Origin of the sequence: Bacillus sp. AR8-1 (assembly GCF_008042345.1) — a bacterium.
Classification (GTDB): Bacteria; Bacillota; Bacilli; order Bacillales; family Bacillaceae_G; genus Bacillus_A; species Bacillus_A cereus.
This window is the reverse complement of sequence record NZ_QNUB01000015.1, coordinates 1-23,221: the sequence shown is the minus strand read 5'-3', so window position 1 is coordinate 23,221 and position 23,221 is coordinate 1. Positions and strand designations below refer to the sequence as shown.

Here is a 23,221-nt window from a genome sequence, read left to right as displayed (position 1 = left end):
TAAAATCCTGTTAGATTTTATAAAATATTGAGATACAGCATGTTTTTTTCATATAATAAAGGTATGACGAGCGAGAGGAGAGAGAAGAATGAATTGGAAACAAGAATTTAGTCGCTGGCTTTCTTACGCACAATTAGATGCAGAATTAAAAGAACAGCTAGAAAATATGAAGCAAGATGAGAAGAAAATCGAGGATAGCTTTTATAAAAATCTAGAGTTTGGCACAGGTGGTATGCGTGGTGAACTTGGTGCTGGTACGAACCGTTTAAATGTATATACAGTTCGTAAAGCAACAAAAGGATTAGCAAGCTTTATCGAAAAGTTAGGTGAGGAAGCGAAAAAACGCGGTGTTGTTGTAGCCTATGATTCTCGTCATAAATCACCTGAGTTTGCAATGGAAGTTGCTGCTACACTTGGTGCACGTGGTATCACAACATATGTGTTTGAAAGCTTACGTCCAACGCCAGTACTTTCTTTCGCAGTTCGTCATTTACATACAGTAAGTGGAATCGTTCTTACGGCAAGCCATAATCCGCCTGAATATAACGGATACAAAGTATACGGTGAAGATGGTGGACAGTTACCTCCAAAAGAGGCAGATGAGTTAATTAGCTACGTAAATGCAGTAGAAGATGAATTAACAGTTGAAGTCGCTGATGTAGAGCAATTAAAAACTGACGGTTTATTATATATTATTGGACAAGAAGTAGATGATGCATATGCTGCAGAATTGAACAATGTCATCATTAATAAAGAAATGGTGGAAAAGGTCGGTAAAGACTTAAAAATCGTCTTTACACCATTACACGGAACATCAAATATTTCTGTACGCCGTGGTTTAAAAGAAGTTGGATTTACAGATGTAACAGTTGTAAAAGAACAAGAGTTACCAGATCCAAACTTCTCTACAGTAAAATCACCGAACCCAGAGGAGCACGCAGCGTTTGAGTATGCAATTCGTGACGGTGAAAAGGTAGGCGCAGATGTATTAATCGCAACTGATCCTGACGCAGACCGCCTTGGTGTAGCAGTGCGCAATCATAATGGTGAGTTCCAAGTATTAACAGGAAACCAAACAGGTGCATTAATGCTTGATTACTTACTATCTCAAAAGAAAGAAAACGGAACGCTTCCAGAGAACGGTGTCGTATTAAAAACAATCGTAACGTCTGAAATTGGTCGTACAATTGCAAAAGCATACGGTTTAGATACAGTTGATACGCTAACTGGATTTAAATTTATCGGTGAGAAAATTAGACAGTATGAAGAAAGCGGACAATATGAATTCCAATTCGGTTATGAGGAAAGCTATGGTTATTTAATCCGCCCATTCTGCCGTGATAAAGATGCAGTACAATCTGCTCTATTTGCATGTGAAGTAGCTGCATACTACAAATCACAAGGGAAAACGTTATATGACGGTCTATTAGAAGTATTTGAGAAGTACGGCTTCTTCCGGGAAGACCTTGTATCGTTAACGTTAAAAGGAAAAGATGGAGCGGAAAAAATCCAAGAGATGATGGCAACGTTCCGTGAGAATCCTCCGAAAGAAGTGGCGGGCTTAAAAGTCGTAGCAGTTGAAGACTATAAAGCGAGCGTTGTTACATCTTTACAAGATGGACATAAAGAAGAGATTCACTTACCGAAATCAAATGTGTTAAAATATCAATTAGAGGATGGTTCATGGTTCTGCCTACGCCCATCTGGAACTGAGCCGAAGATTAAGTTTTACTTTGGTGTAAAAGATAGTTCTTTACAAAATAGTGAACAAAAGTTACTTACTATTAAAGAAGACATTATGAATCGTTTATAATACAAAGTAATTTTAAGTAGTAAGGAACAAAAGGGAGCGAAATCTCCCTTTTGTTTTATGTAGGAAATGCTTGCTATTGATTCCGACAGGAGAGAGGGTATTTTGTGATGAAAAAAGTAAGAAAAGCGATAATCCCAGCAGCTGGATTAGGAACACGTTTTTTACCAGCAACGAAAGCAATGCCGAAAGAAATGTTACCGATAGTAGATAAACCAACGATTCAATACATTGTAGAAGAAGCAGTGAAATCGGGAATCGAAGATATTATTATTGTTACTGGTAAAACAAAGCGCTCTATCGAAGATCATTTTGATAACGCATTTGAACTAGAACAAAACTTATTAGAGAAGAAAAAATATGAGTTGCTTGAAAAAGTACAAGCTTCTTCAAAAATGGTAGATATTCATTACATCCGTCAAAAAGAGCCGAAGGGACTAGGACATGCTGTTTGGTGTGCACGTAAATTCATTGGTGATGAGCCATTTGCAGTGTTACTAGGTGATGATATTGTCCAAGCTGAGAAACCGTGTTTACGTCAATTAATGGATGAGTATGAAAAAACACTTTCTTCTGTTATTGGTGTACAAACTGTTCCAGAGTCGGAAACACATCGCTATGGAATTATCGATCCATTAGAACAAGAAGGTCGTCGTTACCAAGTTCGCAATTTCGTTGAGAAACCAGCACAAGGTACAGCTCCTTCAAACTTAGCAATTATGGGCCGTTACATTTTAACGCCTGAAATCTTTATGTTCTTAGAACAGCAACATGTCGGTGCTGGTGGTGAAATTCAATTAACAGATGCAATCCAAAGCTTAAATGAAATCCAACGTGTATTTGCTTACGATTTCGAAGGAAAGCGCTACGACGTAGGTGAAAAGCTAGGATTCGTTCAAACGACAATTGAAATGGCCCTGCAACACCCAGAATTACGTGATGACATGGTTGTAATGATGAAGAAAATTTTAGAAGAACAAGTGAATCAAGAGTCTTAATTTATAGGTAAAGTCCCTTTTGGATGTACAGTAGAGATATGTAATTTACTGTGCAATCTAAAGGGGACTTTTTATGAAAAAAAGACACTCTAGAGAGAGTGTCTTTAATTAGAACTTAAGTTTTTATCGGTCGGCTTCAATTCATTAGCTTTTGATTTAATTTCATTAGAAATAGCGATATTAATATTTCCGGCAGATTTTTTGTATTCTTGAATTAATGTATTAACATTTTGATTAAATGTAATTAAACTACCGCTTGGAGATTGAGATTGTTCATTAAGTGCAGTCACAATACCATACATTTTTTTATATTCTTCATAGGTTTCTTTGTACTTACTTGGCTGTTCTTTTGCAGCCTCAGAGACCAACCTTAAATCTCTTCCCATGCCGTTATAAAATACATCTACAGCTACAACCATATGATCAATTTCTTTTTTCTTAGATCTAAGAGCAGTATTGAAATCACTTCGGTTATTTATTGCGTTTGACCATGTAGTTGAATACTCGGACAATACATATGATGCAGAGTATTCGAAAGTTTCTATGGTGTTATAAAAAGATGCTGCAGCCTTTAAGTAATCAGCTTCTTTTTTCTTTTGAACTTGAATAGCCTGATATTCTTCCTCTATATTCGTTACTTTTGATATAGTGAAAAGGAAAATAAGGATTGATATAACTGATGTAAGAAATAGTATTATAGATGTTATAAAAACTTTTTTTGCTGCTACTTTTCGTATTTTCTTAATTAATCCGATGATAATAAAGATTACAGCCGCGCATAAACTAATTATAGTAAGAAATAGCAAGAAGAATGCTATACCGTTTCCAAGCATATAGTTCATTCCTAACTCGCCGTTTCCATATAATGTATAACTTCTGTATATACATAGCATGAAAAGTAAAGATAGTACGCCTACACCTATTTTAATAAGTGTGTTTTTTGATAGTTTCACTGACTTTCCTCCAGAACATTGTTTTAATTAAATGTACAAAATATAAGATTTTCTGGACTATCATAACAAAATTTATTTTTAATATGTGTCGTATATTGTCGAAAATAAAAAATGAGTTATTTCAGTATACTGAAATAACTCATTTTTTTTATTATGAAATCGTCGAATGAGAATGCTGATAAGCAGAACGACGCACAGCATAGTATATGCGAGGGGCGATAATAGCACCGATAATTGTAAATACAATATCTTTTACTGCAAACCACATCATAATCATCCAAGCAGCTTTATAGCTCATATTACCGCCCATAAAGAGATTGACTGCCCCGTACATGTAAGTAGTACCGATTATATAAGTTAAAATAATTCCTGTGAAAGAGGCAATCGCAAATGTAATGAATGTTGGTCTTTCTTTTTGTTCTACTAGTTTCCCCGATACGTAAGCAACGATAATAAATGCGATAATAAAACCACCAGTAGGATCTAAAAGTGCTCCAAATCCAGCCTTGAAGTTAGCGAAAATTGGTGCGCCGGCTACGCCAACGAGCATATAAACAGTCATGGATAAAGCACCAAGTCTACTTCCAAGAAGAAGACCTGCTAAAATTGCGAAAAATGGTTGCATAGATAATGGGATACCTGCTACTTGAAGGAATGGTGCCCAAGATACAATATTTGCACCGATGGCCATAAGAGCAACGAACATGGCAGCTAATGCTAAATCTAAAACATGTAATCTTCTCATAATGTTAACCTCCTGTTGTTTTTAGGTTAACATTATCGTAGCTAAAATATTTACTTGTTGTCAATCAAAATATTTTGATAAGAAGGCTTTAAATAGTCTCTTAACAACGTATATGGAATACGAAATTGCGGAATTCCACTTGAATACGGAGCAATCTCATATAAAGGGAAATAAATGACGAGATTGTCTGGCTCTAAAAAGAAGTGAAACTTTTTCATACTTATTACCTTTTCAGTTGCATCAGGAAAATAAATACTTTCATTTTGTTTAATTTGTCTTACAATCTCTGCACGGATTACATCTTTATATTTATCTTTTTGTTGAAATAAATCGTCTAAGTGCAGTAGCTTTTTTTCTTTTAAATCAAATGTATTTGCCTTCCACGTATAAAGACCGTGTGCTCCGCCAGTATATTGATAGTAATTCACATATAGGCTAAGAAAAGGTGGTTTGTTTAAAGAGACTTTATAATCAACATTTGCTACGTACGGATGAAATGGTGTACTAGATCCTTCTGTCTCTTTATAGTATTTTTTTGCTTCTTTTTCTAATTTGTTTTTAAATTTGTCAGTGGATTTTTTGTAGTATAAATTGAGCTTATTTTGAAATGTAGAGTCAGAAAAGTTGTGAAAAGAAGGCCTATTTATTTGATATTCTATATAAGGTTTCTTACCTTTTTGCGTTACAGTCTTAACATCGATTGTCAGGTTAGATGCTTTGGCTGTTATTGCACAATTTGGTACAATAGTCAGCAAGGAGAACATAAGCAGTAATATACAAAATTTCTGTTTCATTTAGGTGAAGCCTCCTTATATAAGTGTTATAAGTAGTTTGAAAATAAATAGGTAAAATTATACATTTAATTAAAGCAAGAGAAGGAGGAAGCGATATGGCAAAAACTTTAATGGATTCACTTGGAATTGAGTTGTTAGAGATGACAGAAGATAAGGTGGTTGCTACGATGCCTGTTGATGAGCGTACGCATCAGCCATTTGGATTTTTACATGGCGGTGCATCGGTTGCATTAGCAGAAACAGTGGCAAGTGTTGGTTCATACAATTTAATTGATCAAGAAAAATGTATTTGTTTCGGATTAGAAATTAATGCAAACCACATTCGCTCAAAGAAAGATGGAATTGTAACAGCGATCGGAACACCGATACATAGAGGACAATCGACAATGGTTTGGGATGTTCGTATTATTGATGAAAATGATGATTTACTATGTATATCAAGATGTACAGTAGCAATTAAAGAAAAACGTGAAAAGTAAAAAAGAGGCGCTCTTATGAGCAGCCTCTTTTTCTTATAATTAGAACTGGATTTTCTTCTCTAAGAAACCTTTTAGTTCGCTAATTGGCATACGAACTTGTTCCATTGTATCACGGTCACGTACTGTAACAGCTTTGTCTTCAACTGAGTCGAAGTCGTATGTGATACAGAATGGTGTACCGATTTCGTCTTGACGACGGTAACGTTTACCGATAGAACCAGTTTCATCAAAGTCTACCATGAAGTCTTTAGCTAATTCTGCGAATACTTCAGTAGCACCTTCAGATAGCTTTTTAGATAATGGTAAGATAGCTGCTTTGTATGGTGCTAAAGCAGGGTGGAAACGAAGAACTGTACGAGAATCGTTTTCTAATTGCTCTTCTTCATATGCATCACATAAGAATGCTAATGTTACACGGTCTGCGCCTAAAGATGGCTCGATGCAGTATGGTACGTAACGCTCATTCGTTTGTGGATCGATATAGTTAAAGTCTTCGTTTGAGTGTTCCATGTGACGTTTTAAGTCGAAGTCTGTACGAGATGCAACGCCCCAAAGTTCGCCCCAACCGAATGGGAATTTGAATTCAATGTCAGTTGTTGCATTACTATAGTGAGATAACTCTTCTTCACCGTGGTCACGAAGACGCATGCTCTCTTCAGTCATACCAAGTGAAAGTAACCAGTTTTTACAAGTTTCACGCCAGAATGCGAACCACTCTAAATCTTCACCAGGCTTACAGAAGAATTCAAGTTCCATTTGTTCGAATTCACGTGTACGGAATGTGAAGTTACCAGGTGTGATTTCGTTACGGAAACTCTTACCGATTTGGCCAATACCAAATGGAAGCTTTTTACGCATAGAGCGTTGAACGTTTTTGAAGTTTACGAAAATACCTTGTGCTGTTTCAGGACGAAGGAAGATTTCGTTTGTGCTAGACTCTGTAACACCTTGGAATGTTTTGAACATTAAGTTGAACTGACGGATTTCAGTGAATTCTTCACTACCGCAATCAGGACATTTTACTTCATGTTCTTTCATTAAGTCAGCCATTTGGTCGAAAGTAAGACCATCAACAACCATTTCGATGCCTTTTGCATCTAAAGCATCCTCAATTAATTTGTCAGCACGGTGACGAGCTTTACATTTTTTACAGTCGATCATTGGATCGTTGAAGTTACCAACGTGACCAGAAGCGATCCAAGTTTTAGGGTTCATTAAAATAGCTGCGTCTAAACCAACGTTGTATGGAGATTCTTGAATGAATTTTTTCCACCAAGCTTTTTTAACATTATTTTTTAATTCGATTCCAAGTGGACCGTAATCCCAAGTGTTTGCAAGACCACCGTAAATTTCAGAACCAGGGAAAACAAAACCGCGATGTTTCGCTAAGTTTACAACTTGTTCCATTGAATACATAAGAAAATCCTCCTTTTGAAAGTTAACGTATTGGCGATGACATACTCTGATACTTTGGAAACGAGCAGTATAGCTAAAAAGAACATAAAAAAACGCTCATCCCAAGGCTTATTTGCCTAGGGACGAGCGTTTGCCCGCGGTTCCACCCTAGTTGATACACAAAAGGTGCATCCACTTTATCATGTATTGCTCGGGACTGCCGTTTCCTTGCGGCTTCAGGCTTTCACTATCCCTGAATCGCTTTTTATGCAAGTACTTATAAGTCCGTCATCGCTACTTATATTAGTAATAATGAACATATTCTAACACGTTCTTTTTTAAATCTCAATAGAGGAACGCGTCTATCTATGATAGAGTCTCGCCTATTTTTTCATTATTTATTCCGTAATTTTCTTTAATATGCTTAATTGCTTCACGCTTACTTAATGGAGCGAGCTCGTTGTTTTGCACGTATTCCCAAACTACATCCGGATTTGTTTTTGCATATTCACGAAGGACCCAGCCAATCGCTTTTTGAATGAAAAATTCTTTTGAAGAATGTAGTTGTCCAATAATCCAGAAAAGAAGTTCTTCATCCATCTTTTGTTTATATTTCAGTTGGAATAAAATAGCGGCGCGTTGTAACCATATGTTATCTGATGCAATCCATTTTGGAATATAAGCAGAAATCAATTCTGGGTGTTTTAAAAAGATAGTACCTAAGAATGTAGGGACGATGCTATCGACAGAGTCCCACCAAGATTTTGTGACAATAAGTTCTTCTAAGAAGGGGATATGAGTTTCGTTTATATGTTTTTTATATTTTTGCATAATATCAAGTGCGGCCGCTTGGAATTCACGTTCTGGTAAGTCCCAAAGCTCACGTACGATAATTTGGAAGTCTTTTTTATCTGGGAGAGTATGTATTTGAATGATGTCTTTTAATAATTGGCGTCTTTCCGGTGTTTGAATACCTAGAAATGGGAAGTGATTTTTCATATAACGAGCCATAGGTTCTGCTTTTTCAGGATTTTTATGAGCTGTGAAATGCTCTTGTAATGCTTTTACAAATGGATGCATAAGTGTTTCTCCTCTCTTATTCTCTATCTTCTCTTATTATACAAAGAGTTTGGATAAATTTTAAAACATAACTTGCAATGTAATGAAATATGTTGAAAGTAGAGAGGAGAGGATAAGATGGAGGATCAAGGCGTACTAGCAGGTTTCTTTGCTCTTAGTTTTGCGTTTATTCTTGTTATATTGATTTGGGCAATTATTTCATATTTGTTAACGGCTTTTGCACTTTATTCGATGGCGAAAAATGATGGTGCAACGGACGGGGTGCTTGCGTTTATTCCGTTTTTGAATAGTAAGACGTGGGGTGACTTAGCGAAAGATAAATTACCAGATTTTTTGAAAGAAGAAGCAGGGTGGAAAGTGTTCGGTATATATGTTGCATGTTTCATTTTTAATTTCGTACCAATTATAAGTTTACTAGCAACAGCTGTATCGATTGTATTGTCTATTTATCTTATCTACGCTATTTTAGACAGATATGGAACGAACTCTATATTATTTACGATTATTCATGTAATCACATTTTCGGTGTTCTTACCGATTCATTTATTTATTATTCGAAATGAACCGGTGAGATATAAAGAGTAGATTTTTCGTTTTTGTTGATAAGTCGATATATTTTAGATATAAGTAAAAAAGCGCCCTGATTATCAGAGCGCTCTTTTTACTACATAAGGTAGCGTAAATAAATATAAATGTGAGAAATGATTAATGAAACGATCATAATTGGGAAACCGACTTTTAGGAATTCCATGTAACTAAATTTATGTCCTTCGCGGCTCGCAATACCTGCAACGATTACGTTAGCAGAAGCTCCGATTAATGTTCCGTTTCCACCGAGACAAGCACCTAGTGCTAATGCCCACCATAATACATCGATTTGTGCGTCAGATGGTGATAAGCCTAGCCCAACTGCCATATCGTTAATAAGTGGAATCATTGTTGCGACGAATGGGATGTTATCAATTGTTGCAGAGGCGATACCAGATACCCATAAAATAAGGATGGATGCGTAAGAAATATCTCCGCCTGTTATACCAATTACTTTTTGAGCTAACATTTTGATAAGACCGATATCGATAAGTCCTCCAACAAGTACGAATAGCCCTGCGAAGAAGAAGATTGTTACCCACTCTACGCTTGCAAATACTTCTTCAATTTCATGCTCTTTCACACCAATTAACATAAGTACAGTAGCACCAGTTAAGGCAATGATAGCCGCATCAATATGGAAAATAGAATGAGTCATGAAACCTACAATCGTAAGTCCAAGCACCGTTAAAGATTTTTTCATTAATACTGGATCTTTAATGTATTGTTTTTCATCTAAGCTCATTAATTTTTTAACTTGTACAGGATCGGCAATTAATTGTTTACGGTACATGAAGTAAAGTATTGTTGCTGTAACTCCAATAATAATAATTACGATTGGTGCTAGATTCAATAGGAAAGCATTGAAGTCTAAATGCTTATTGGCAGAACCAATCATAATGTTAGGTGGATCACCAATTAATGTTGCCGTTCCCCCAATGTTTGAAAAAATAATTTCAGAAAGTAAATATGGAACAGGATTTACTTGCAGTATGCGCGTAATAGATAAAGTAACTGGAACAACAAGAAGTACAGTTGTAACGTTATCTAAAAATGCGGAGCCAAGCGCGGTAAGTAGGGAAAGGGAAATTAAAATTTTAATTGGATTTCCTTGTGCCCCTTTTGCTGCTTTAATGGCAACGTATTGGAAAACACCTGATTTACTCGTAATGTTCACCAAAATCATCATACCGATGAGTAGCGTAATCGTTCCCCATTCAATATGTTTCGTAAAGGCATTATGTAAATCGACGACCCCCACAATTACCATGAATGCTGCACCAAGAAGTGCGATGACAGCGCGATTAATTTTTTCAGAAATAATAATGGCATATGTAATTAAAAAGACTGCGATAGCAAAATAATACTGCCAGTTAGCGAGTTCTTGCGTTGTTTCGTGCAAAAATCTCATCTCCTTTCATTCATTTTTCTTAGTGTGTCAAATATTAACTAGATGAAACACACATAACGTCATTATAAAGTAGAAAAACTGCGGATGTAAATGAAAGGAGGGATTTTGTCATATTTTCTGCATAGGTCATTTTTTCTTATTTTTTAAAATATTTGTGGGCATTTGACATATATATAAGATACATCCAATCTGAATATTTAAAATGGAATTAGCATTCGAGCTTGTTCGTGTAGGAGTGTCAAATAGAAAGGAATGATAAAAATGATAAGGAAGGGATCGTATGGATGAACAACGATTTTTATTTTTAGACTTTGAGTTTACGATGCCCCAGCATAGAAAGAAACCGAAAGGATTTTTTCCGGAAATTATTGAGGTAGGACTCGTTTCAGTTGCTGGCTGTAAGGTGGAAGATACGTATTCATCACATGTCAGGCCGAAAACATTTCCCTCTTTAACGGATCGATGTAAGAAGTTTTTAGGAATAAAACAAGAAGTCGTGGATAAAGGGATTTCATTTCCTGAACTCGTTAAGAAGCTTGCGGAATACGAAACGAAATGTAAACCGACAATTGTAACGTGGGGAAATATGGATATGAAAGTGCTGAAGCATAATTGTGAAATGGCAGGGATAGCTTTTCCATTCTTCGGACAGTGTCGTGATTTATCGCTTGAGTATAAGAAGTTTTTTGGAGAAAGAAATCAAACAGGATTATGGAAAGCAATTGAGGCGTACGGAAAAGTAGGGACAGGGAAGCATCATTGTGCGCTTGATGATGCGATGACGACGTACAATATTTTTAAACTAGTAGAAAAAGATAAAGAGTATTTAGTAAAACCAGCACCTCCAACATTAGGAGAACTCGTTGATTTTTCAAAAGTGTTAAAGAAAGTGAGCACACAGTAACGACCAAATTGCACATTATGTAATTTGGTCGTTTTGTTTTTTAAAGTTTGTAGTCTTTCTTTAACTGTTCTAATGTTTCTAGACTACGCTCTGCAAAAGGTGAATCATCTTCAGAAAATGAATTCATTTGGGTTTCTAATGCTAATTTTAGTGACTCGGTATAATCCGGAATTTCTCCTTCATATTTTTTCACCATTTGCTCTGGAATGTTCGTCTGTTCACGGAAAGCTAAAGCGCGTCTTTCATGGAAAAATGGTACGTCAGCTTGTTTTACGTTATGTAAGTCACCTTGCACCGGATGTTTTAAAACAGCTAATACTTTTACGACGTAACTGCCAGGGCGGCTATTTGTAACTTCGCCGATGTATTTGCCAGTTTTATAAATACCAGTAACGATTTCACCAATTTCAAATGTTTCTCTCATATTTTTCACCTCAAGTTTATAGTAAGGAAAGTAGGAGAAGGAGTCAAAGAAATCATTCACTTTCGGAACGCCCCCTTGAGAATATGGATAGGTTCCACTATAATTTAAAGTTATATAACAGAAAATTCTGATGTTTTACAAATCCTATAATAAGGAGTGTTCTATATGATGCCTTTATATTTTCCGGAAGATAAAACAGAATATATTATTCCAGGGATTGTTTGCGTGCTATTTATAATTGGTGCCGTTGCTACGTGGCGTATGTTCATTCGTGTATCAAAACGCGAAGCGGAGCGATTACAGAAAGTTGAAGAAAAACTATTAGCTGAAAAGAAACAGTAACGCATTTTTGTATGTTTCCCTCTATGCTCGGACAATCTAAGGGCAGAATATATTTTGGAGGGAATGGAATGAAGAAACGGCTTTTTTTCAGTTGTTGTTTATTATTTCTGATGGCAGGTTGTGACCAAGGAAAGCCGAAAGAAATTGAAGTGAAATTACATAATGCTTCAGGAGATGAAGTAGGGACTGCGAAAGTAGTGCAGCAAACAAGTGGCGTGAAAATTACGATTAAAGGAGAAGGTTTCACGCCAGGACCACACGGACTACATGTACATGAAATCGGAGAGTGTAAGGCACCTCGTTTTGAATCATCCGGGAATCATTTTAATCCTGATGATAAAAAACATGGTCTTCTTAATCCGAAGGGTGCAGAAAACGGTGATTTACCGAACGTAGTTGCAGATGGTTCTGGGAAGATTAAAGCGGAAATCGATGCACCTCACATCACACTTGAAGAAGGAAAAACGACGATTCATAGAAAAGATGGAGCGTCTATTATTATTACAGAAAACCCTGATGATGGTATGACACAACCGACAGGTAAATCAGGCGATCGAATTGCTTGTGGTGTAATTGTAAAAAAAGCAGCGGATATGAAGAAAAAGTAAAAGCTACCGTGCTGGTAGCTTTTTTTGTGTAGTATAAGTGAAAATATATCAGCGATTATTGGAATATATCGAATGTAACTCAAATTATATCGGCGATTATTAGAATATATCGACCGTAACTTGAAATATATCAGCGATTATTGAAATATATCGACTTACCGATAAAATAGGACAAAGGAGTCTGTCCAAGAATGATTAGGGGACAGACTCCTCTATTATTATGAAAATGTATGACGCAGTCTGTTCAAAATTTCTTCTAAAACAGATCGTGGACAGCCGATGTTAATTCGAATATGTTCTTCGCCACCTAACCCATATTTCTCACCAGGTTCAACGATGAGTTTTCCTTTTTCCTCAAGTAATGCAGTACGCTCGTTTTGAGAAAGCTTTAGACGAGAACAATCAATCCATAATAAAAAGCTACCTTCTGGCTTTGTTACGGAAAGAGCAGGTATGTGAGTTTTAATATATTCACAAGCAAATTGAGCATTATCTTCTATATATAATCGAATTTCGTTTAACCAATCATTACATTCTGTATAGGCACTTTGCATCGCTGTGTAGGCAAAGATATTTAACCCGTGGAAGCCTTGTCTATATTGGATAGCTGTAAAGGCGTGACGGAGTTTTTCGTTTGGAATGATAATAATCGAAGCTTGTAATCCAGCGATATTAAATGTTTTACTTGGAGCCATACAAGTGATAGTGCGCTCTGCTAATTCTTCAGATAAGGAAGCGAACGGCGTATGTGTATGTTCTGCATAAATGATATCGGAATGAATTTCATCCGCGACAACGATAACGTCATATTTAGTACATAACGATCCGAGCTGCACAAGTTCCTCTTTCGTCCAAACGCGTCCGATTGGGTTATGAGGGCTACAAAGAAGCATGAGTTTGACACCTTGCTGAAACTGCTTTTCTAAATGCTCGAAGTCTATCACATATGTATCATTTTGTTTCTGTAATGGACTCACGCATAACTGCCTGTTGTTTGTTGTGACCATTTCGAAAAATGGAGGATAAATAGGTGGTTGTACGAGAACGGATTCGTTTTCTTTTGTGAAAGCCTGTATGCTCGTACTAAGAGCTGGAACGATCCCCGCGCTAAAAACAATCCATTCTTTTTGAATGTCCCAGTTATATTGTTTTTTTGTCCAGTTACAAATAATATCTCCAATATTTTCGGGAGGAAGTGTATAGCCGAAAATAGGATGCTCAATACGTTTCTTTAAAGCAGTTTGAATTTGTGTTGGTACTTCAAAATCCATATCAGCAATCCAAGCATGGATAAGTTCTTCGTTTTTATATGTATCCCATTTTATACTATGCGTTCCACGTCGATTGATTGCTTTATGAAATAGTTGCATACGTTTGCCCCCTTCTTCTGTAAAACCAATAAGTTATGAAAGTTCTCTCTCTTCTTATAGAATAGCTGATGTGATAGGATAAAGAAAAGTATTAAAAAGTGAAAAGGCGGGAAGCGAATGGGTACATATGAAAAGATGATAGAGGTTGTGAAGAATTGGGATCCGTTTCAAATGGGACCGGAGTTTTATGAAACAGAAGCGAGCGATGTTGTGAACGTCATAAGTGTGTTTGATGATCCAAAATACATCGCAAAGAAGATTCAACATATATACTTTATGTCTTTTGAGGAAGTACCTGCGCTTGAAAAATGTGAGAAATTAGCTGTGGAATTACTTGTAATAAAAGAAGACGGAAGCTGTTCATTATAGGCTGTCGGAATTTCCGACGGCCTTTTTTATATTATCCCGCTATTTGCCGGGCAGTAAGACCCCCACCTCAAAATTCAGCAGAAGCAAAGAAGTTAGGTGGGGGCTAATTAAAGTTTCACTTTATTGCGCAGAAAAAGCGATAATTTCTTCATAAACATGTTCAGGCTTTTCTTCAGGTAGTAAATGTCCTGTATTTTCGTAAGAAATAAATTTTGAATTCGGTAAATCTTTGTGTAGACGATGACCTACATGTACAGGGACGACGCGGTCTTTTTCACCCCAAATGAGTAGTGTAGGTGTTTCGATTTTTTGTAATTCAGTTGAAGATAAGTCACCTTCACGGTCTCGTATCATGCGAGTTAAAGCGGGAAATATACGGTCGTCATAAAAAGGAGCGGAGTAACCTTTTTTCATTTCATCGTCAATTAATGAGTGATCATGAACGACATTCATTAAGTTATGAACAATACCGCGTCTAATAATCCAGTTCTTTACGTATAAATGAAAGAACGGTAAATAAGAAGAGTATAGTAAAGGTAAGGTTGCGCGTGCTAAATAGCTAGAGCTGCATAGTAAAATCGTTTTTGAAATGAGTTCAGGACGTATACGGTTTACATAGAGAGAAATTTGCCCACCCATAGAGTGCCCAACTAATACAATGTTTGAGAGAGATAAATGTTCAATTAAATCAATAATAATCGTTGCTAAATTGTGATAAGAATACTTAAACAGATGAGACTTATCACTTTTTCCGAACGGTGGTAAATCAAGAGCAATCACTGTTCCTGCTTTCGATAGTAAGGGAATGAGACGACGGTAACTGAATGAGGAAGATAAAAAGCCGTGAACGAGTACGAAAGTAGGACGTTCTGTTTTGTTATCGTGTTCATACAATTCGTAATGAATAGTAGTGCCGCGAGTGGAAAAAGTGAAATAAGGACAAGTATATTCGTGATTCATTTTTTGTCACTCCATTGATTTTTGTTCATATCATCTCCAAGGAAGGAGAAAATATGTTAACAAAAAAAGGCAAGATGACGATGTCATCTTGCCTTTCGTTTATTCAGTATTACCCGCGAACAATATTAGGCGGTGTTTTTCCTTGTAATCCTGCAACTAAATTTTCAGCGGCGGTCATAGCCATTTGCTGCCTAGTTTTTAATGTTGCAGATCCGATGTGTGGTAAAGTCACAACATTTTGTAATGATAAGAGTGAATTATCTTTTTGAATCGGCTCTTGTGTAAATGTATCAATACCTGCTGCAAAGATTTTCTTTTCTGTTAAAGCATGGATTAACGCTTCTTCATCTACTGTTTTCCCGCGAGAAGCATTAATGAAGATTGCTGTTTCTTTCATTAATGAAAATTCCTTTTCTCCGATAAGGTGATATGTTTCATCTGTTAATGGAGTAAGAAGAACAATAAAGTCAGACTGCTTCAGTAGCGTCTGTAAATCACAATATGTAGCATCGAATTTTTGCTCAGCTTCTTCTTTACGACGGCGGTTATAGTAAAGAACATTCATATCAAATCCGAATTTTGCTCGTTTTGCAACGGCTTCTCCAATTCGGCCCATACCGATAATACCAATTGTGCTATGGTGTACATCGAGTCCGAAGTGTTCTTTTCCGATTTCAGCGTTCCATTCACCATTTTTCACGTAAGAATCGAGTTCGCAAACGCGGCGCCCAGCTGATAGCATAAGGGCGAAAACGAGATCAGCTACTGTATCATCTAATACATATGGTGTATTCGTTCCGATAACATTTCGGTTTTTCATCGCTTGTAAATCAAAATTATCGTAACCGACAGAAATGTTGCTCACTACTTTTAAGTTAGGAGCCACTGTCAGTAATTCTTCATTAATAGCAGATCCGAAATTTAATAACCCATCTTTATCTTGTATTTTCTCTAATAGAACATCACGAGGTACTTTCTCATTTTGATCCCATTTTTCATAATCACAGTGTTCTGATAAATAGTTTTCTACAAATGTTGGAACTGGTTCAGCAATATAAACTTTTGGTTTCACGGTTCCATCCCCTTTCGCTTTATCACGCATTTTTCCGCTGATTAAAGTTTCACTTTATTTTGACATAATTCAATAGAAAAATCTTCTTTTCAAACTGGAAAGGGTATTTGTATAATTTAAACACAAACGAAAAGGAAGGATGATTTATATGGTGACAGAAAAAGAATTAGAATTATTAGCTTGTCTTGAAAAGAGTAGTCGATTATCTGTAGATACATTAGCGAAGCTGTTAAATATAGAGGTAGAAGAAGTAAAGAAGATGGTTGCGAGGTTAGAAAATGAAAAGATTATTGTGGATTATGTAACACATATTGATTGGACGAAGGTGAAAGAACATACAGGTTTAACGGCAATGATCGATGTGAAAGTTACGCCAAAGCATGGCGTTGGGTTTGATGCGGTTGCTGAACAAATTTATCGTTATTCAGAAGTGAAATCCGTTTATTTAATGTCAGGGACATATGATCTTTCTATTACATTAGAAGGGAAAACGATGGGAGAAGTAGCGATGTTTGTTTCTGAGAAATTAGCAACAATTGAATCTGTTGTTTCTACAACTACTCATTTCATTTTGAAGAAGTATAAACATGAGGGCGTTATTTATGAAAAAGACGATGATGATAAGCGAATTGTGGTGACACCATGAAGCAATTTGAACTATCTAGATCAGCAGAATCTTTAAAACCATCGGGTATTCGAAAATTTTTTGATTTAGCAGCAAATATGAAAGGTGTTATTTCCCTCGGGGTAGGAGAGCCGGATTTTGTTACACCTTGGAATGTAAGGCAAGCATGTATTCGTTCTTTGGAACAAGGGTATACGTCATATACAGCAAATGCAGGATTATTGGAGCTCCGTCAAGAAATAGCAAAGTATCTAAAAAAACACTTTGCAGTATCTTATGATCCAAGTGATGAAATCATTGTTACAGTTGGAGCGAGCCAGGCGTTAGATGTAGCGATGCGCGCCATTATAAATCCTGATGATGAAGTGCTCATTATTGAACCGAGCTTCGTTTCTTATGCACCACTTGTGACATTAGCTGGAGGAGTTCCGGTTCCTGTGGCGACTACGTTAGAAAACGAGTTTAAAGTACAACCAGAACAAATTGAAGCAGCTATTACAGCGAAAACAAAGGCAATTTTGCTTTGTTCACCAAATAACCCGACAGGTGCAATGCTAAATAAATCCGAGCTTGATGAAATAGCAGTGATTGTTGAGAAGTACAATTTAATCGTATTATCTGATGAAATTTATGCAGAACTTGTATACGACGAAGTATATACAAGTTTCGCGAGTATTAAAAATATGCGTGAGCATACGATTTTAATTTCAGGATTTTCAAAAGGATTTGCGATGACAGGATGGCGCCTCGGTATGATTGTAGCTCCTGTTCAATTTTCAGAATTAATGCTCAAAATCCATCAGTATTCAATGATGTGTGCACCGACGATGTCTCAGTTTGCAGCACTTGAGGCGTTACGCGCAGGGAACGATGAAGTAATTCGAATGAGAGATAGCTATAAGAAGCGTCGTAACTTCATGACGACATCTTTCAATGAAATGGGCTTAACGTGTCATGTGCCGGGCGGAGCATTTTATGTTTTTCCTTCTATATCTTCAACCGGATTATCTTCAGCGGAATTTGCAGAACAGTTATTGTTGGAAGAAAAAGTGGCCGTTGTCCCTGGTAGCGTATTTGGCGAAAGTGGTGAAGGATTTATTCGTTGTTCATATGCGACGTCGCTTGAACAACTTATGGAAGCGATGAAGAGAATGGAACGATTTGTAGAAAATAAAAAAAGGACAAAACGTAATACGTTTTGTCCATAAAAGGGGGGGAATACTAGAAAGCCATGTGTTAGTAGTCTATCCCAATATTGGAGAATTATACTTCTTTAAGGGAAATTTTTCATGAATTTTGAATGAGTTCTGTCATAGTGGTATAATTTACTAATATAAGGTATACGCATTCTAGATATAATTATCTAGAATGCGTACTAACCAATCGGATATTTAAAATAAATATATCTGCTTTGCTCTCTATAATTGTAGAGAGAATGGTAAACGTATGGGAGTGTTTCATATGTCAGAACAATATACAACAGGAGTGGTTGTAACAGGGAAAGTGACTGGAATTCAAGATTACGGTGCATTTGTAGCGTTAGATGCAGAAACACAAGGACTTGTGCATATATCTGAAATTACAAATGGATATGTAAAGGATATTCATGACTTTTTAAAAGTCGGCGATACAGTAGAAGTAAAGGTACTTTCAATTGATGAAGAGCACAGAAAAATGAGTTTATCGTTAAAAGCGGCGAAAAGAAAACAAGGAAGGATTCTTATACCGAACCCATCTGAAAACGGGTTTAATACGCTGCGAGAAAAGTTGGCAGAATGGATTGAAGAGTCCGAGTTAACAAAGTAAAAGAGGAACGCATATGAGCGTTCCTCTTTTACTTTATCTTATGATATATATTTGCAAATATGATTGCATGCAATCATATTCGTATGTCGGAGGTGAAAGGACATACTGATTATCGAATTTCGTTTGTTTCTGGGTGCGTACCAAGATTTTCAGATGGTTTAAACAGTAAACCAAGGTTGATAAGCCCAGATATACCAACGATGCCGTAAATAATACGTGCAAGAGCTGAATTTTGTCCGCCGAAAATGGCTGCTACTAAGTCAAACTGGAAAAATCCGATTAGTCCCCAGTTCACAGCGCCAATTACAGTAAAGACTAATGCGATACGTTGCAAAGTACTCATGAAAAAGCCCCCCTTAATTGTGAAGCATGAGCAAGCGATGAGTTAATTAACTCTTTTATAGAATGGGGTAGTTATGTTGTTTTTATACATAAAAAATGTTCGAAAGAGGATGTATATACATCTATACCGAAAAATGCGAATTTTTATGCAAAAAATGAACTTTTTCTAAAAAATATATATTGGTTACGTTTACAATGGTTGAATCGCTTGATTTACAACTTCAGTTTCGCTAAAGTGAATACAGAAATACATATCCATAATTGGAGGGAAAAAGATGAGTACACATGTAACGTTCGACTATTCTAAAGCGTTATCCTTCATCGGTGAACATGAAATCACTTATTTACGTGATGCAGTGAAAGTAACACATCACGCAATCCACGAAAAAACTGGAGCTGGGAACGATTTCCTTGGGTGGGTAGACCTTCCGCTTCAATATGACAAAGAAGAATTCGCTCGCATTCAAAAATGCGCAGAAAAAATTAAAAACGACTCTGACATTTTACTTGTTGTAGGTATTGGTGGTTCTTACCTAGGAGCACGCGCAGCAATCGAAATGTTAAGCCATTCTTTCTACAACACGCTATCTAAAGAACAACGTAAAACTCCACAAGTGCTATTTGTTGGACAAAACATTAGCTCCACTTACATGAAAGATTTAATGGACGTATTAGAAGGTAAAGACTTCTCTATTAACGTTATTTCCAAATCAGGTACAACAACAGAGCCAGCACTAGCATTCCGTATTTTCCGTAAGTTATTAGAAGAGAAGTATGGAAAAGAAGAAGCTCGCAAACGTATTTATGCAACTACAGATAAAGCACGTGGTGCATTAAAAACATTAGCTGATAACGAAGGTTACGAAACATTCGTTATTCCAGATGATGTTGGAGGACGTTTCTCTGTATTAACGCCAGTTGGTTTATTACCAATCGCAGTAAGTGGCTTAAATATTGAAGAGATGATGAAAGGTGCAGCTGCTGGTCATGATGACTTCGGAACATCAGAACTAGAAGAAAACCCAGCTTACCAATACGCAGTAGTTCGTAACGCTTTATACAATAAAGGAAAAACAATTGAAATGCTTGTTAACTATGAGCCAGCACTTCAATACTTCGCTGAGTGGTGGAAACAGTTATTTGGTGAAAGTGAAGGAAAAGATCAAAAAGGTATTTTCCCATCTTCAGCAAACTTCTCAACTGACTTACACTCATTAGGTCAATACGTTCAAGAAGGTCGTCGTGACTTATTTGAAACAGTTCTTAAAGTAGGTAAATCTACACATGAACTAACAATCGAATTAGAAGACAACGATTTAGACGGATTAAACTACCTTGCTGGTGAAACTGTAGACTTCGTAAACACAAAAGCATACGAAGGTACATTACTTGCACATAGCGACGGGGGAGTACCAAATTTAATCGTAAATATTCCTGAATTAAATGAGTACACATTCGGTTACCTTGTATACTTCTTCGAAAAAGCATGTGCGATGAGCGGCTACTTATTAGGCGTAAATCCATTTGACCAACCTGGCGTAGAAGCATACAAGAAAAACATGTTTGCTTTACTTGGTAAACCAGGATTTGAAGAATTAAAAGCAGAATTAGAAGAGCGTTTAAAATAATAAAAAGCGACCGGATTCCGGTCGCTTTTTATTATTTTATCGAAAAGTCCATCAGTATATTCAAACTAGAGTGGGTATGCTAAAGGAAAAGTCTTGGAGGGATGGGCTTGATTCCGATTCAATCAAATTTAGAAGGACGTACATATGCGTTATATAAATTAGAAGAGGTTATGAAACCACTTGGATATAGTATTGGTGGTAATTGGGATTATGATAAAGGATGCTTCGATTACAAAATCGATGAAGAAGATGGGTATCAATTTTTACGAGTGCCGTTTACAGCAGTAGATGGTGAACTAGATGTACCTGGTGTAGTAGTCCGTCTTGAAACGCCGTATATTCTTTCGCACGTATATCAAGACGAACTAGATGATAATGTGAATACTTTAACCGCGGGAACGAGTGGGATGGATCAATTTGCTGAACCGAAAGATCCAGATGCAGAAGTGAAAAGAAAATATATCAATATTGGAAAAGTGCTCATGCGGGAACTAGAAAAACATTTTCTTAATGGTGAATAACAATGAGTACGTCGCTTTCGATAAGAATGAAGGTATGGACTGGGTTAATCATATATTGATCGTCGCGCTTTATACCTAGTAAGAGAATGTTTTGTTTTAAAAGGGTATAGCTACAATTTGCAAAGGTTTGTCCGGTGCAGGACGGAGAAAGCTCCATCAGTTGTAATTTATTATCAGAGATTTCATCGTAAAGTGAGAATAGTACACCTGAAATAGAAGGGAATAAAAGAGAAGCGGTAAATACATAACTCGTTAATTTATTTCCTTCTATAATTTCTGACGCGCCAGCTCTCGTTGCATTTTGAATTTGTTCAGTAGTAAGTAGTTCTGCGATGCAGTGAATGTTTGGATTGAGTCCTTTTGCAGTTAAAATATTTAAAATGGATTGTGTATCTGCTAAGCTTTCGTTCTTTTCTTTATCCGCTGTTATTAATATGGTGTGTGCCGTTTTAATATTAGCTTTTAATAAAGTTTGATCGTGGTGCGGACAACCTTTTATAAATTCTAAATGATGAAATGGTTTTGGGAGTAAAGAAAGTGTTTCATCAATTAAAACGATATCAAGGTTTGGTTGTAATACATGCATTTGCTTTACAACATGTTTTGCACGCTCATTCCAGCCAACGATAATCATATGACCGTTAGAGGTAGCGGCTTCTTCACCTTTAATTTTCATATATTGTTTACTGATCATCTCAGTAGCGAATAGAACCATATAATAAGAACAAAAGCCAGTTCCTAATAAAATAATACTTATACCTATTAGTTTTCCTATCGTTGTATGAGGAGCAAAGTCTCCATATCCAACTGTAAAAATGGTAACGATTGACCACCAAATTCCGTCAAACCATGTAGTGAAATGAGAGGGTTCTAATCTATGTATAAGAAAACCAGAAAAAGCAGTGAATACAATAATAAAACAAATTAAACGAAAAATAATGGAATCACGAAATGTATCTACTAAATTCGGACGGGATTTCAATAGTAAATTCCTCCTTGTTTTGCAGGACTACATTCATTGTTACCATTATAGAAAAAAGAAAAACTCTCTAATTAAAGAGAGTTTGTTTTATGCTACATACTTTCCACTTCAGTTTGTTGGACACTTTCAAGATGTTGAAGAGCATAGTAAACATCAGCAGTAGGTCTTTTTTGATCAATGGACAGTTTAAGATGTAAATAGTGAGAACCGTTTTCTAATGTTTTAAGCTTCATATTCTTAACTTTTATATCCATTTCCTTTATTTCTTCAATTACAATTGGGATATTGTCCATATTTCGTACAACAAGTTTCACAGCGATATCACGTTGACGAAATGACCTAGGGCCTACATATTTCATCGCGAGTGGTATAAGTTCGACACTAATCATAAGGAAACACATTCCGAAAATCGCCTCGATATAGAAACCAGCTCCAACGGCAATACCAATACCAGAAGCACCCCAGATCATAGCGGCAGTCGTGAGCCCTGCAATGCTATCGTTGCCTCTTCTTAAAATTACGCCAGCACCTAAAAAACCAATTCCTGATACAATTTGAGCGGCAAGTCGAAGTGGATCCATATTCATATGATCGGTATGTGGTAAGTTATAAGCTGCTTTAATAGAAACAATCGTTAGGAGGCAACTAATAATAGAAATAACTAAACACGTTTTTAAACCAAGTGGTTTCCGTTTTAATTCGCGTTCTAAACCAATGGCAAACCCTAAAATAGCCGAGAGACCTAGTTTGATTAATAAATCGGTATAGTCCATATATATTCCTCCTTGTATGATATGGTATATGAATAAAACGCTTAGTATAGAAAGAAACGTTTTTTGATAGAGTAACTTTATATAAAATATATGTAGGAATTACTCATACATGAAAGAGATATTTCGTTTAAGTATATGATATTAAAAAAGAAATGTGGGCAGTTTTAAAAAAAGTTTATAAAAGGTGTTGCATTTCATTTTTCACCATGATATATTAATAACCGTCGCTGATGCGGAAACGC

General features: G+C 36.4%; 26 protein-coding genes. 13 read left to right on the top strand and 13 right to left on the bottom strand.

The features are described from left to right. The first annotated feature begins 88 nt into the window (after positions 1-88). Positions 89-1,813: a phospho-sugar mutase gene (locus DN400_RS09220; protein WP_147801645.1), complete on the top strand. Its 1,725-nt coding sequence runs from the start codon at positions 89-91 to the stop codon at positions 1,811-1,813. Positions 1,814-1,920: 107 nt separating this feature from the next. Continuing rightward, positions 1,921-2,808 (top strand): UTP--glucose-1-phosphate uridylyltransferase GalU, encoded by an 888-nt coding sequence (galU, locus tag DN400_RS09215; protein WP_000757822.1) that lies wholly within the window; start codon positions 1,921-1,923, stop codon positions 2,806-2,808. 104 nt (positions 2,809-2,912) lie between these two features. Here the strand turns inward: galU and DN400_RS09210 are convergent, their stop codons facing one another. From DN400_RS09210 to DN400_RS09200, 3 genes are all read right to left on the bottom strand, one after another. After that, positions 2,913-3,761 carry a hypothetical protein gene (locus tag DN400_RS09210; protein ID WP_048538404.1) on the bottom strand — a complete coding sequence of 283 codons (849 nt, stop codon included), beginning with the start codon at positions 3,759-3,761 and terminating at the stop codon, positions 2,913-2,915. 151 nt (positions 3,762-3,912) lie between these two features. Then, on the bottom strand, positions 3,913-4,506 hold the full coding sequence (locus tag DN400_RS09205) for a biotin transporter BioY (protein ID WP_001253381.1): 594 nt from the start codon (positions 4,504-4,506) through the stop codon (positions 3,913-3,915). Between the two features lie 50 nt (positions 4,507-4,556). Continuing rightward, positions 4,557-5,300, bottom strand: a complete 744-nt coding sequence (locus tag DN400_RS09200; RefSeq protein ID WP_097997641.1) for a DUF3298 and DUF4163 domain-containing protein — start codon at positions 5,298-5,300, stop codon at positions 4,557-4,559. Between the two features lie 95 nt (positions 5,301-5,395). Here DN400_RS09200 and DN400_RS09195 point away from each other — a divergent pair, with 95 nt between their 5' ends. Then, positions 5,396-5,779: a hotdog fold thioesterase gene (locus DN400_RS09195; RefSeq protein ID WP_001140612.1), complete on the top strand. Its 384-nt coding sequence runs from the start codon at positions 5,396-5,398 to the stop codon at positions 5,777-5,779. Between the two features lie 39 nt (positions 5,780-5,818). Here the strand turns inward: DN400_RS09195 and DN400_RS09190 are convergent, their stop codons facing one another. Together DN400_RS09190 and DN400_RS09185 are read right to left on the bottom strand one after the other, a co-directional pair. Next, positions 5,819-7,195: a glycine--tRNA ligase gene (locus DN400_RS09190; RefSeq protein ID WP_000287154.1), complete on the bottom strand. Its 1,377-nt coding sequence runs from the start codon at positions 7,193-7,195 to the stop codon at positions 5,819-5,821. A gap of 345 nt (positions 7,196-7,540) precedes the next feature. Beyond that, positions 7,541-8,254: a DNA alkylation repair protein gene (locus DN400_RS09185; RefSeq protein ID WP_000553298.1), complete on the bottom strand. Its 714-nt coding sequence runs from the start codon at positions 8,252-8,254 to the stop codon at positions 7,541-7,543. A 117-nt stretch (positions 8,255-8,371) separates the two neighbouring features. On the opposite strand from DN400_RS09185, the gene DN400_RS09180 reads away from it, so the two are divergent. After that, positions 8,372-8,839 (top strand): hypothetical protein, encoded by a 468-nt coding sequence (locus DN400_RS09180; RefSeq protein WP_000390061.1) that lies wholly within the window; start codon positions 8,372-8,374, stop codon positions 8,837-8,839. Positions 8,840-8,918: 79 nt separating this feature from the next. Here DN400_RS09180 and DN400_RS09175 read toward each other — a convergent pair whose 3' ends face one another. Then, on the bottom strand, positions 8,919-10,244 hold the full coding sequence (locus DN400_RS09175; RefSeq protein ID WP_000545210.1) for an ArsB/NhaD family transporter: 1,326 nt from the start codon (positions 10,242-10,244) through the stop codon (positions 8,919-8,921). Positions 10,245-10,533: 289 nt separating this feature from the next. Between DN400_RS09175 and kapD the strand changes: the two genes are divergently transcribed. Then, positions 10,534-11,157 (top strand): 3'-5' exonuclease KapD, encoded by a 624-nt coding sequence (gene kapD, locus DN400_RS09170; RefSeq protein WP_000344356.1) that lies wholly within the window; start codon positions 10,534-10,536, stop codon positions 11,155-11,157. A gap of 40 nt (positions 11,158-11,197) precedes the next feature. Here the strand turns inward: kapD and kapB are convergent, their stop codons facing one another. After that, positions 11,198-11,581 carry a kinase-associated lipoprotein KapB gene (gene kapB / locus DN400_RS09165; protein WP_001209343.1) on the bottom strand — a complete coding sequence of 128 codons (384 nt, stop codon included), beginning with the start codon at positions 11,579-11,581 and terminating at the stop codon, positions 11,198-11,200. A gap of 165 nt (positions 11,582-11,746) precedes the next feature. On the opposite strand from kapB, the gene DN400_RS29365 reads away from it, so the two are divergent. Beyond that, a complete protein-coding gene (locus tag DN400_RS29365) occupies positions 11,747-11,923 on the top strand; it encodes a hypothetical protein (protein ID WP_000982763.1) in 177 nt (58 codons plus the stop codon). Between the two features lie 68 nt (positions 11,924-11,991). Further along, positions 11,992-12,531, top strand: coding sequence for a superoxide dismutase [Cu-Zn] (sodC, locus tag DN400_RS09160; RefSeq protein ID WP_023523265.1), 540 nt, complete (start codon positions 11,992-11,994; stop codon positions 12,529-12,531). 218 nt (positions 12,532-12,749) lie between these two features. Here the strand turns inward: sodC and DN400_RS09155 are convergent, their stop codons facing one another. Beyond that, positions 12,750-13,901 (bottom strand): MalY/PatB family protein, encoded by a 1,152-nt coding sequence (locus DN400_RS09155; protein ID WP_097997642.1) that lies wholly within the window; start codon positions 13,899-13,901, stop codon positions 12,750-12,752. Positions 13,902-14,018: 117 nt separating this feature from the next. Here DN400_RS09155 and DN400_RS09150 point away from each other — a divergent pair, with 117 nt between their 5' ends. Beyond that, entirely contained in the window at positions 14,019-14,270 is a 252-nt protein-coding gene (locus tag DN400_RS09150) for a YugE family protein (RefSeq protein WP_098312985.1), read from the top strand. Positions 14,271-14,390: 120 nt separating this feature from the next. Here DN400_RS09150 and DN400_RS09145 read toward each other — a convergent pair whose 3' ends face one another. Further along, entirely contained in the window at positions 14,391-15,230 is an 840-nt protein-coding gene (locus tag DN400_RS09145; protein WP_001015204.1) for an alpha/beta fold hydrolase, read from the bottom strand. A gap of 109 nt (positions 15,231-15,339) precedes the next feature. Next, positions 15,340-16,332, bottom strand: a complete 993-nt coding sequence (locus tag DN400_RS09140) for a 2-hydroxyacid dehydrogenase (protein ID WP_086422454.1) — start codon at positions 16,330-16,332, stop codon at positions 15,340-15,342. 118 nt (positions 16,333-16,450) lie between these two features. Here DN400_RS09140 and DN400_RS09135 point away from each other — a divergent pair, with 118 nt between their 5' ends. The 3 genes from DN400_RS09135 (at position 16,451) to yugI (ending at position 18,733) form a co-directional block, all read left to right on the top strand. Further along, positions 16,451-16,948: an Lrp/AsnC family transcriptional regulator gene (locus DN400_RS09135; RefSeq protein WP_000255696.1), complete on the top strand. Its 498-nt coding sequence runs from the start codon at positions 16,451-16,453 to the stop codon at positions 16,946-16,948. Further along, the gene (locus DN400_RS09130) at positions 16,945-18,135 is read left to right on the top strand and encodes an aminotransferase (RefSeq protein ID WP_098312986.1); all 1,191 of its coding nucleotides are present in this window, start codon (positions 16,945-16,947) and stop codon (positions 18,133-18,135) included. The genes DN400_RS09135 and DN400_RS09130 overlap by 4 nt, the downstream gene beginning before the upstream one ends. A 253-nt stretch (positions 18,136-18,388) precedes the next feature. After that, a complete protein-coding gene (yugI, locus tag DN400_RS09125) occupies positions 18,389-18,733 on the top strand; it encodes a S1 domain-containing post-transcriptional regulator GSP13 (RefSeq protein WP_000003764.1) in 345 nt (114 codons plus the stop codon). Between the two features lie 109 nt (positions 18,734-18,842). Here yugI and DN400_RS09120 read toward each other — a convergent pair whose 3' ends face one another. Beyond that, a complete protein-coding gene (locus tag DN400_RS09120) occupies positions 18,843-19,076 on the bottom strand; it encodes a DUF378 domain-containing protein (protein ID WP_000105788.1) in 234 nt (77 codons plus the stop codon). 274 nt (positions 19,077-19,350) lie between these two features. Here DN400_RS09120 and DN400_RS09110 point away from each other — a divergent pair, with 274 nt between their 5' ends. Then, positions 19,351-20,703, top strand: coding sequence for a glucose-6-phosphate isomerase (locus DN400_RS09110; protein ID WP_000103664.1), 1,353 nt, complete (start codon positions 19,351-19,353; stop codon positions 20,701-20,703). 107 nt (positions 20,704-20,810) lie between these two features. Next, positions 20,811-21,224 carry a YugN-like family protein gene (locus DN400_RS09105; protein ID WP_000612347.1) on the top strand — a complete coding sequence of 138 codons (414 nt, stop codon included), beginning with the start codon at positions 20,811-20,813 and terminating at the stop codon, positions 21,222-21,224. Here the strand turns inward: DN400_RS09105 and DN400_RS09100 are convergent. Together DN400_RS09100 and DN400_RS09095 are read right to left on the bottom strand one after the other, a co-directional pair. Beyond that, a complete protein-coding gene (locus DN400_RS09100) occupies positions 21,211-22,206 on the bottom strand; it encodes a potassium channel family protein (RefSeq protein WP_000842316.1) in 996 nt (331 codons plus the stop codon). The genes DN400_RS09105 and DN400_RS09100 overlap by 14 nt on opposite strands. 92 nt (positions 22,207-22,298) lie before the next feature. Then, positions 22,299-22,979 (bottom strand): MgtC/SapB family protein, encoded by a 681-nt coding sequence (locus DN400_RS09095; RefSeq protein ID WP_000386677.1) that lies wholly within the window; start codon positions 22,977-22,979, stop codon positions 22,299-22,301. Between the last annotated feature and the right edge of the window lie 242 nt (positions 22,980-23,221).

Excerpts from the sequence above, each read along its gene's own strand:
- yugI (WP_000003764.1), top strand. The coding sequence starts at position 18,389 with ATGTCAGAACAATATACAACAGGAGTGGTTGTAACAGGGAAAGTGACT.
- DN400_RS29365 (WP_000982763.1), top strand. The coding sequence starts at position 11,747 with ATGATGCCTTTATATTTTCCGGAAGATAAAACAGAATATATTATTCCA.
- kapB (WP_001209343.1), bottom strand. The coding sequence starts at position 11,581 with ATGAGAGAAACATTTGAAATTGGTGAAATCGTTACTGGTATTTATAAA.
- DN400_RS09130 (WP_098312986.1), top strand. The coding sequence starts at position 16,945 with ATGAAGCAATTTGAACTATCTAGATCAGCAGAATCTTTAAAACCATCG.
- DN400_RS09110 (WP_000103664.1), top strand. The coding sequence starts at position 19,351 with ATGAGTACACATGTAACGTTCGACTATTCTAAAGCGTTATCCTTCATC.
- DN400_RS09140 (WP_086422454.1), bottom strand. The coding sequence starts at position 16,332 with ATGCGTGATAAAGCGAAAGGGGATGGAACCGTGAAACCAAAAGTTTAT.
- DN400_RS09120 (WP_000105788.1), bottom strand. The coding sequence starts at position 19,076 with ATGAGTACTTTGCAACGTATCGCATTAGTCTTTACTGTAATTGGCGCT.
- DN400_RS09155 (WP_097997642.1), bottom strand. The coding sequence starts at position 13,901 with ATGCAACTATTTCATAAAGCAATCAATCGACGTGGAACGCATAGTATA.
- DN400_RS09150 (WP_098312985.1), top strand. The coding sequence starts at position 14,019 with ATGGGTACATATGAAAAGATGATAGAGGTTGTGAAGAATTGGGATCCG.
- DN400_RS09190 (WP_000287154.1), bottom strand. The coding sequence starts at position 7,195 with ATGTATTCAATGGAACAAGTTGTAAACTTAGCGAAACATCGCGGTTTT.
- sodC (WP_023523265.1), top strand. The coding sequence starts at position 11,992 with ATGAAGAAACGGCTTTTTTTCAGTTGTTGTTTATTATTTCTGATGGCA.
- DN400_RS09180 (WP_000390061.1), top strand. The coding sequence starts at position 8,372 with ATGGAGGATCAAGGCGTACTAGCAGGTTTCTTTGCTCTTAGTTTTGCG.
- DN400_RS09195 (WP_001140612.1), top strand. The coding sequence starts at position 5,396 with ATGGCAAAAACTTTAATGGATTCACTTGGAATTGAGTTGTTAGAGATG.
- DN400_RS09205 (WP_001253381.1), bottom strand. The coding sequence starts at position 4,506 with ATGAGAAGATTACATGTTTTAGATTTAGCATTAGCTGCCATGTTCGTT.
- DN400_RS09145 (WP_001015204.1), bottom strand. The coding sequence starts at position 15,230 with ATGAATCACGAATATACTTGTCCTTATTTCACTTTTTCCACTCGCGGC.
- galU (WP_000757822.1), top strand. The coding sequence starts at position 1,921 with ATGAAAAAAGTAAGAAAAGCGATAATCCCAGCAGCTGGATTAGGAACA.
- DN400_RS09200 (WP_097997641.1), bottom strand. The coding sequence starts at position 5,300 with ATGAAACAGAAATTTTGTATATTACTGCTTATGTTCTCCTTGCTGACT.
- kapD (WP_000344356.1), top strand. The coding sequence starts at position 10,534 with ATGGATGAACAACGATTTTTATTTTTAGACTTTGAGTTTACGATGCCC.
- DN400_RS09185 (WP_000553298.1), bottom strand. The coding sequence starts at position 8,254 with ATGCATCCATTTGTAAAAGCATTACAAGAGCATTTCACAGCTCATAAA.
- DN400_RS09095 (WP_000386677.1), bottom strand. The coding sequence starts at position 22,979 with ATGGACTATACCGATTTATTAATCAAACTAGGTCTCTCGGCTATTTTA.
- DN400_RS09135 (WP_000255696.1), top strand. The coding sequence starts at position 16,451 with ATGGTGACAGAAAAAGAATTAGAATTATTAGCTTGTCTTGAAAAGAGT.
- DN400_RS09220 (WP_147801645.1), top strand. The coding sequence starts at position 89 with ATGAATTGGAAACAAGAATTTAGTCGCTGGCTTTCTTACGCACAATTA.